The organism is Flavobacterium sp. (genome assembly GCF_025352425.1).
Classification (GTDB): domain Bacteria; phylum Bacteroidota; class Bacteroidia; order Flavobacteriales; family Flavobacteriaceae; genus Flavobacterium.
Map to the genome: position 1 here is coordinate 41,791 of NZ_JANXTI010000032.1, position 8,476 is coordinate 50,266.

The 8,476-nt window shown below is 38.1% G+C and carries 6 protein-coding genes; 2 read left to right on the plus strand and 4 right to left on the minus strand.

Annotated elements, in window-relative coordinates; all coding sequences use genetic code 11:
• Positions 1-67: 67 nt before the first annotated feature.
• Both Q0Q99_RS04835 and Q0Q99_RS04840 read right to left on the minus strand, forming a co-directional pair.
• Positions 68-232 carry a transposase gene (locus Q0Q99_RS04835; protein WP_293892279.1) on the minus strand — a complete coding sequence of 55 codons (165 nt, stop codon included), beginning with the start codon at positions 230-232 and terminating at the stop codon, positions 68-70.
• Between the two features lie 71 nt (positions 233-303).
• Positions 304-1,032, minus strand: a complete 729-nt coding sequence (locus Q0Q99_RS04840) for a DUF6261 family protein (RefSeq protein WP_293892267.1) — start codon at positions 1,030-1,032, stop codon at positions 304-306.
• Positions 1,033-1,341: 309 nt separating this feature from the next.
• On the opposite strand from Q0Q99_RS04840, the gene Q0Q99_RS04845 reads away from it, so the two are divergent.
• Together Q0Q99_RS04845 and Q0Q99_RS04850 are read left to right on the plus strand one after the other, a co-directional pair.
• Positions 1,342-3,942 carry a T9SS type A sorting domain-containing protein gene (locus tag Q0Q99_RS04845; protein ID WP_293892270.1) on the plus strand — a complete coding sequence of 867 codons (2,601 nt, stop codon included), beginning with the start codon at positions 1,342-1,344 and terminating at the stop codon, positions 3,940-3,942.
• Between the two features lie 125 nt (positions 3,943-4,067).
• Positions 4,068-5,102, plus strand: coding sequence for an NADP(H)-dependent aldo-keto reductase (locus tag Q0Q99_RS04850; protein WP_293892272.1), 1,035 nt, complete (start codon positions 4,068-4,070; stop codon positions 5,100-5,102).
• Here the strand turns inward: Q0Q99_RS04850 and Q0Q99_RS04855 are convergent, their stop codons facing one another.
• On the minus strand, positions 5,103-6,545 hold the full coding sequence (locus Q0Q99_RS04855; RefSeq protein WP_293892276.1) for a PQQ-dependent sugar dehydrogenase: 1,443 nt from the start codon (positions 6,543-6,545) through the stop codon (positions 5,103-5,105).
• A 60-nt stretch (positions 6,546-6,605) separates the two neighbouring features.
• Positions 6,606-8,438: a DUF4139 domain-containing protein gene (locus tag Q0Q99_RS04860; protein ID WP_293892282.1), complete on the minus strand. Its 1,833-nt coding sequence runs from the start codon at positions 8,436-8,438 to the stop codon at positions 6,606-6,608.
• Positions 8,439-8,476: the final 38 nt, after the last annotated feature.

Sequence of the window (8,476 nt, forward strand, 5' to 3'; positions counted from 1 at the left end):
GCGGTTTTTTTATTCTGATTTTTTTGATTTCATTTTCTGCTTTTTTGATTACATCAAAAAATTAGCTTTAAGCAGCAATTTTCTTTCTTAGATTATGACCTAAAGCCATTAATCCGAACTCTAATTCAACTTTTTTAGTTCCTTTTAAAGAAAATCGTCTAAATCCGTTGTTGTGTTTGAGTTGGGCAAATACGGGTTCTACATCGGCTGAGCGTTGTTTTCTTTTTTGTATTCCGAAACGCTATTGCCAAGTAAAATCATAAAAAAAAACCGCCTCAGTTTTGAGACGGCTTCTTCTTTTTCTTATGGTGTTGGCGTTTCTTCCACGCCATTGGCAAGCCTGTTGATTAAAAGTGTATTGTATTGCTCTACCAGAGCGTTAATCTCGTTACCCGTTTTAGTATTTGCCGCCGACGGTTGCACGATGCTAAAAGAATTTAAAAAATCTCTTAAAGTATAATACACCCCATTGGTTTCTTCTCGTTTTGCTTTTATAGTATCAGGATTAGCCGCACCATATTCTTGTGTTCTTGCCAAATAACGCTCGTCAAACAAGACATTAGCCGCCTTTAGTTCATCTTTCCACGACTTTAATTGCAATGTATTGACAGCATCAATCAAAGCAGGTTTGGTTTCCCAATCGTTTGCGATGCTGTTGATGGTGGCGGTTGCCGCCTGATAATTTTGCTTGGCAATACTGGAACCATACAATTTAAGATTGTCATTAAGCACATTGGCAGCTTGCGCTAAAACCGCGTCATAATGATACAGATAACCAGAAACCACGAAGCCTAAACCTGTAATGGCGTTGTCGCGGCGCTCGTCGATGAGTACCAATTCTTCCGTAATTTCGCTGGCTACTCGTGTTTTAAACAACCCGTCAAGTACCGAGATTGCGTTGTTCAGGTCATTGTATTGTGTTGCAACGTTCAATACCAAGGGATCATTAGCTTGCACTAACGACGCCACGTTTTTCATAAATTGTAAGTACTCTGCGTTGCGAAGAATACTAATGTTGATGGCATTAATCATAATGTGAATTGTTTTAATGAATAAAGTAGTTTTTGTTCTTACGTAAAGAAACGTATTATTTCTTACTTTATTATTGTAAGAATCATTTTTTTTGCAAGAAAGTTGCCCTCACTTGGCAGGGGTGAATTTTGCCCTCAAGAAAGTTCCCCGCGCTCGGCAGGAAGGTTTCTTGAACCTAAGAAAGTTCCTCGCGCTAGGCAGGAAGTTTTCTTGAAATTAAAAATGTTCCCCGCGCATGGGAGGAAGTTTTCTTGAAATCAAGAAAGTATTATGCGCCAATTGTATACATTTGACGCTCAAACTAATCTTATGAATAAACTTTACATGCTTTTAGTTATTACGCTGATTGGATTTGTTGGAAACGCGCAAATAATAAATATTCCGGATGTTAATTTTAAGGCGAAGCTGTTATCGGCCGATGCTTCAAACCAAGTGGCCTCTACTGAAACGCCTAATCTTTATGGAATCGTAACATCCAATAACCCCATTGATACCAATAGTAATGGCGAAATAGAGGTAAGCGAAGCATTGGCTATTAAGTATATCAATGTTAACGGGAGTTCAATAGCCGATTTAACAGGAATAGAATACTTCACCAATATAGAAGCGTTATTTTGCAATAATAATCAGCTCCTGAGCCTGGATGTGAATAGCCTGACCAATCTTCATTTTTTAGTTTGTGGACAAAATCTATTTACCTCATTAACCATTAGTAACCTGCCTTTGCTTTGGGAGGTGCATTGTGTTGAGGGGCAACTAATAACCTTAAACCTGTCTAATTTACCAAATCTTAACTATTTGATGTGCTGGAGTAACCAGATTACCTCTTTGGATTTACACACTTTTACCAATCTTCTGAAAGTAAGATGTGATGGTAATCAGATAACCACATTAAATGTAAGCGGCTTAACGAACCTTACAGAATTGAACTTCACTCAGAATCTGGTTTCCTCTTTCGATGTCAATAGTTTGACCAATATTAACCGATTGGAGTGTGGCTATAACCAGCTTACGACATTGACGGTTACAGGCTTAACAAATCTTCAGACGCTTTTCTGTTATTATAACCAATTGATTTCATTAAATTTAAGTGGCCTGACGCAGCTGAATATATTGAATTGTAGTAATAATGCGCTCACTTCGTTAGATGTCAGCGGATGCCCTTACCTTAATGGCCTTGGTTGCAGTTATAATCAGCTTCAGTCCATTACTATAAATGGTTTATTCAATCTTGCTTCACTATCTTGTACAAATAATCATCTTGCAGCTATAGACCTAAGCGGAGTACCCAATCTTCATACTTTACACTGCTGGGATAACCAGCTTACGAGCCTAAATATAAACAGCTTACCTTTACTTGATGATCTTTACTGTTATAATAATTTACTCACCAGTTTGTTTTTAAAAAATGGGCACTTTGAGTCTAGTTTAGGCTTTTCAAATAATCCCAATCTTGAATATATCTGTGCCGATGAGGATCAAATTGCCGAAATTCAGGCTACATTAATAAGCTATGGTATAACCAATTGCCATGTTAATTCGTATTGCAGTTTTACTCCGGGTGGTACTTTTTATACCATACAAGGGAATACTCATTATGACAGCAATAATAATGGCTGTACTGCTACTGATATCAATTATCCAAGCTTAAAGCTTGCTTTTACTGATGGTATCAATACCGGTAATTCTATTGCCGATACCAGCGGAGCATATCGATATGATGTGCAGGAGGGTACACAAACTATAACGCCTGTTTTAGAAAACGCTTCTTATTTTACGGTTTCGCCTGCTTCGGCTATCGTTACTTTTCCGGATGCTGCGAGTCCGTTTGTTCAGGATTTTTGTTTAACGGCCAATGGGACGCACAATGATTTGGAAGTAGCTATAGCGCCTATGGGCGGTGCCCGACCAGGTTTCGATGCTCAGTATAAAATCATTTTCAAAAACAAAGGAACAGCTACGCAGAATGGTTCGGTAAACTTAAGCTTTAATGATGCGGTATTGGATTATGTGTCGGCTTTACCGGCCGTAACAACACAAACTACAAATAATCTGAGTTGGAATTTCAGTAATTTACTGCCGTTTGAATTCCGTGCAATTACCGTAACACTCAATGTGAATTCGCCTCTGGAAACGCCTCCGGTTAATGCCGGTTATGTTTTAACATATACCGCTACAGTTGCCGGTGCTACTGATGAAACTCCGGTTGATAATACTACAACCTTTAACCAGGTAGTGGTAAACTCGCTCGACCCTAACGATAAAACCTGTACAGAAGGAACAACCATAACACCGGCTATGGTGGGTAAGTATGTGCATTATGTTATCCGTTTTGAAAATGATGGTACAGCTAATGCGCAGAATATCGTTGTGAAAGACATGATTGACACAAGTAAATTTGATATTTCTACTTTAGTACCGTTGAGTGGGAGTGCAGCATTCACTACAAGAATATCCAATACAAACCAGGTAGAGTTTATATTTCAAAACATCAACCTGCCTTATACATCAGGAACGAATACAGGTTATGTAGTGTTTAAGATTAAGACAAAACCAACGCTTGTTGTGGGCGATACTTTTACTAATAGTGCAAGCATCTTCTTTGATTATAATGCGCCAATAGTAACCAATACTTATACGACTACCATTACTGCTTTGGCAACACAGGATTTTGATTTTAGCAGTGTGTACAGTTTGTCGCCAGTACCAGCAAAAAGCAACCTAACGATTACTTCCAAACAAAATGTTACGATTAGTTCAGTAAGTATTTTTAATACGCTTGGGCAATTGGTTCAGGTAAATACCAATCCAACTGAAACCATTGATGTTACTAGTTTAAAGACAGGAACTTACTTTATTAAAATTATAAGCGATAAAGGTACAGCCAGTTCGAAGTTTATAAAAGAATAACGAAAAAGCCCGATGATTCGGGGCTTTTTTTATCATAAACGTTTCCAAAAAATGTGTTAATCAGCCCGCTTAAACGCCCACAATATTTTACTTTTGTGCCACAAAAATGGCTTCAAATTCCAAAAATGAACTACACTACCTTACCCAAAACCAATATAAAAGTCAGTAAAATTTGCCTTGGCACCATGACTTTCGGAGAACAAAACTCGGAAAGCGATGCCCATTCGCAATTGGATTATGCTATAGATAAAGGCGTCAATTTTATAGACACTGCCGAAATGTATCCTATTGCTGCCCGCGAGGCCACACTTGGGAAAACGGAAAAACACATTGGAACCTGGTTAAAGAAATCGGGAAAGAGAGAGAGTTTAGTTATTGCCACCAAGATTTCAGGACCAAACAGAGGTATGTCATATATTAGAAACCCATTGGACTTTTCAAAGAAGAGCATTCACCAAGCGGTTGACGTGAGTCTGAAAAACCTGAAGACAGATTATATCGATTTGTATCAGATGCACTGGCCGGAACGCATAATGAACATGTTTGGTCAACGCGGCATTTCAGAAATTGACACACAGTGGCAGGAAAACTTCTTTGAAGTATTAAGCGTTTATGACGGTTTAATCAAAGAAGGAAAGATAAAACATATTGGCGTTTCAAACGAAAACCCATATGGCGTCATGAAATTTATCAGCGAAAGCGAGAAACATAATCTGCCTAGAATTGTTACTATTCAGAACCCCTATTCTTTACTGAACAGGTTGTATGAAGTGGGACTTTCCGAAATAGGAATGCGCGAAAATGTTGGTTTGTTGGCTTATTCTCCTTTGGCATTTAGCTTTTTGACTGGTAAACACCTGAATGGAATTTTACCAACTTCACGTTTGGGATTGTTTCCACAATTTACCAGATATGCTAATGCAAATTGCCATAAAGCCACAAAATTGTATCAGGAATTAGCACACGAAAACGGATTGACTTTAATCCAAATGGCATTAGCTTTTGTAAACCGGCAGGATTTTGTGACTTCAACGATTATTGGCGCGACAACTATGGAACAGCTTCAGGAAAACATTGCCGCTTTTGAAACTGTTTTATCACAAGAAGTAGTAAACGAAATCAATACAATTCAGGAATCAATTCCGAATCCTGCTCCTTAATTATTCTACTACCAATTTTGACTGATATTGATTTCCTGTAATATCTATAACCGAAATCATATACAATCCGCTGGATAAAGCTGCGATATTTAGGGAAGGAGTAGTCTCATTATTGGCAACGGCTTTTGTCAACACTAACTTTCCGGTTAAATCAAAAACGTTCACTTTGGTAAGTGTTGTTCCCGAATTGTTTTTAATAAATACTTCAGTCTTCGCCGGATTTGGATACAATGAAAAGCCATTTTTTTCAAATTCGGAAACTCTTAATGAAGTGTCTATCAATTTATAAATAGTTGAAGCCGTTGTTGGGGAATATTGCGCATTAATAGAAACATACAATTCTCCATTCATATCTTCTCCAAAAGTGCCTAAATAATTTGGCGCATCGTATGCCCAGGTTATCGCTCCTGATGTTGTATAGCCTATTTCTGCGGTGCAGAAATCGGCAAAGAAATATTTGTTCTGAAAGTTTGGATACATTGTTCCGGAATAATAATAACCGCCGGTAATAGAGCATCTGCCGGAAGCATGGGTATATTGCGTTAGTGGCGGAACGGTTGAAGCATAAGCAGGACATGTGCCGAGGGAAGTGCTGTATATGGCATTTCCTTCGTAACATCGCCATCCAAAATTTAATCCGGTGTTTGGCAATGGACTTGTTATTTTGTCAACCTCTTCAATGGCATCCTGACCAACATCGGCAATCCACAAATCACCATTGGCACGGTTAAAGGAAAATTTCCATGGATTACGCAACCCAACTGCCCAAATTTCTTCTTTCCCTGCTTGGCCAACGTAGGGATTGGTTGGTGGAAATCCGTAATTTAAGGAACCTGCTATAGTGTTAACATCTATGCGAAGCATTTTGCCCAAATAAATCCTGGTTGGATTTGCAGCGACATTTCCATAATTCAAATCTAAATTTTGTGCGTAGCCACTTGTGTCTCCTGCTCCACCGCCATCACCCATTCCGATGTATAAATAACCATCAGGGCCAAATCGCAGCGTGCCTCCGTTATGGTTTGAATAAGGTTGGCTGATAGTCATTAAAATAGTTCCGGTTGGATTGGCTATGTTTGGATCGGCACTTACGCCATATCGTGCAATAACCGTACTGCCATCACTGGCACGAGTATAATTTACAAAGAAAAGACCGTTGGTCGCATAATTGGGATGAAAAGCCAAGCCAAGCAAACCTCGCTCACTACCACTGGAACTTACAAGGGAAGTTAAGTTTAAAAAAGGAGTTGCGTTAATTGTACCATTTGGATTCACTATACGTATCAAACCACCTTGTTGAACCACAAAAAGGCGAGAGTCATTTGCTGGGTGCGTTAATTCTATAGCAGCGGTGAATCCGGTGGCAAATTGCTGTAAGCCGATTGTTTGTGAATGATTCACTAAAGAACACAGGCAAAAACTTAGAAGTAAAAATTTTTTCATAGCATGAATTTTTTGGTACGTAAAGTTAGCAATAAAAAGCCACTAATCATGTTTCTAATTTTATAGATTATCTATGATTTTATCTTTTGGGTATTTGACTTTGTAACTGAGTCGGATTTTCCTGGTTTCGTTGGGAGCCAATTTTAATTCCCAGGTTAGGATTCCGGTTTCTTTATTTTCTTTGGCATTGTCGCTTTGCACTAATTCAATTTCAATTTCTTTATCAGTGCTTAGTGGATATTGGTCTTTTAAAGTCAACTCTACGGCTTCTTTTTTGTTATTCCTAACGGTAATATCATAGGTAAATGTTTGTTCTTTTTTGGAAGAAAGAAAACGTGTGCCGGATTTGTCAACCACTTTTTCGCGTTTGATGGATATTTTTTTATCCCTTCCCATGCTCAGATTCAACGTGTCTGAAGTTTGATTTGGATTAATCATTGTTTTACCTACATACAATCCTTCAAAGATAATGTTAGCCTCGCCAGGCAATAAATTATACTTAGAATACTCATTGATTTCTGCCAGAAGAAACGCTTCCTTATCCGCTCTTGGCGCAGCATAATATTTATAGGTTGCCGGCAATTTGATTTCTTTCAAGCCTACACTGTGCGGTTTTCCATTGGATAAAATATCATACGGAATGTCAATGTCAAAAGAAACATTGAGTTGGTTTTCATTGATTTCTGTATAATCATCCATACCTTGTTTTGTGGTAATGACAACAACACCATTGCTTCCTTTTGAGCCATAGATTGCAGTAGCTGAAGCATCTTTTAGAACATTCACATTTTTAATTGTTTCCGGTGGAATTTGTGCCGCTTCTTCTTCTGATACAAATCTACCATCAACAACATACGTTGCTCCTTTATATGATCCAGCCAATGATACATCTCCTCTAACAGTTACATGATCACCTTGTCCTGGGATCCCTTTTCTGGCGGTTACTTGGAGCCCTACTGCTTTACCTTGTAATGCATTTGTGAATGCTTGGCTTGGACTTTCCTTCGTGTATTCATAATTTGGATTTTGATATTTCAAAAACCAAGCGCTCAACAACGGCATTTGATTATTCTGATTCGGATTCCCTGATGACAAAGTAAGCTTTACTTTTTTCCAGTCAATCCCCGTGTTCTGAACCACTTGTGCTTTGTAAATCATATTGATAGGCGATGTGATGTTCTCTGCACGTAAATCATAAAATGGTGTCCATGAAGCATTGTTGGTAATGTAATTGATATCTAAATTTACCGCGCCGGCTATTTCATTCATCACCTGGATAATCAGTTTTCCTTTGGAATTTTTCTCTTCCTTTTGGGTGTTGATTTCCAGTTTGTTGTTTAGGTTTTTGAGCTTCAGATTTAGTTTGGTTTCTTTCTCCTGCAAAGCAACAACGGCATTGTCAAGTTCGCTTCGTTTGGCTTTGTAGAAATCAACTAACTTCATTAATTCGGTTACATTCAAACCCGTATTTGCACCACTAACATTTTGATTTGCATCTAAAAGCGCAATAGTTTGTTGGTTGGAATAGGTTTCGATTTGTACTTTTTTAATTTCCTTTTGCGTCAAAGAAATACTGTCCCGCACTTTTTTAATCACGGGATTTGTTTCATCAATTTCGTATTCCGAAATATAATTTTGTGTAAACTGGACTGATAAAACGGTTACCGAATTCGGTGCGCCAATCTGCACAGTGCTTTCGTTCAAATAATCGGCGACATTTTTTATCACAATTTCACTTGTCCCCGAAGGAAGATTTACAGAAGTAGTTTGTGATAATTCGGCAGCATTAAAATAAACCGTTGCTGCTTTGACTTTGGCTGTGGTAAAGATTGGCTTTTGCGCAAAAATTATTGAAGAAGCCGAAAACAAAATAATAAAAAAGAGGTTTTTCATGTGAAATAAATTAGGTGTATATAATCTTATGGATTTTA

Bases quoted from the DNA above. Each gene is read 5' to 3' on its own strand.
- Q0Q99_RS04840 (WP_293892267.1), bottom strand. From the start codon at position 1,032: ATGATTAATGCCATCAACATTAGTATTCTTCGCAACGCAGAGTACTTA.
- Q0Q99_RS04845 (WP_293892270.1), top strand. From the start codon at position 1,342: ATGAATAAACTTTACATGCTTTTAGTTATTACGCTGATTGGATTTGTT.
- Q0Q99_RS04850 (WP_293892272.1), top strand. From the start codon at position 4,068: ATGAACTACACTACCTTACCCAAAACCAATATAAAAGTCAGTAAAATT.
- Q0Q99_RS04855 (WP_293892276.1), bottom strand. From the start codon at position 6,545: ATGAAAAAATTTTTACTTCTAAGTTTTTGCCTGTGTTCTTTAGTGAAT.
- Q0Q99_RS04860 (WP_293892282.1), bottom strand. From the start codon at position 8,438: ATGAAAAACCTCTTTTTTATTATTTTGTTTTCGGCTTCTTCAATAATT.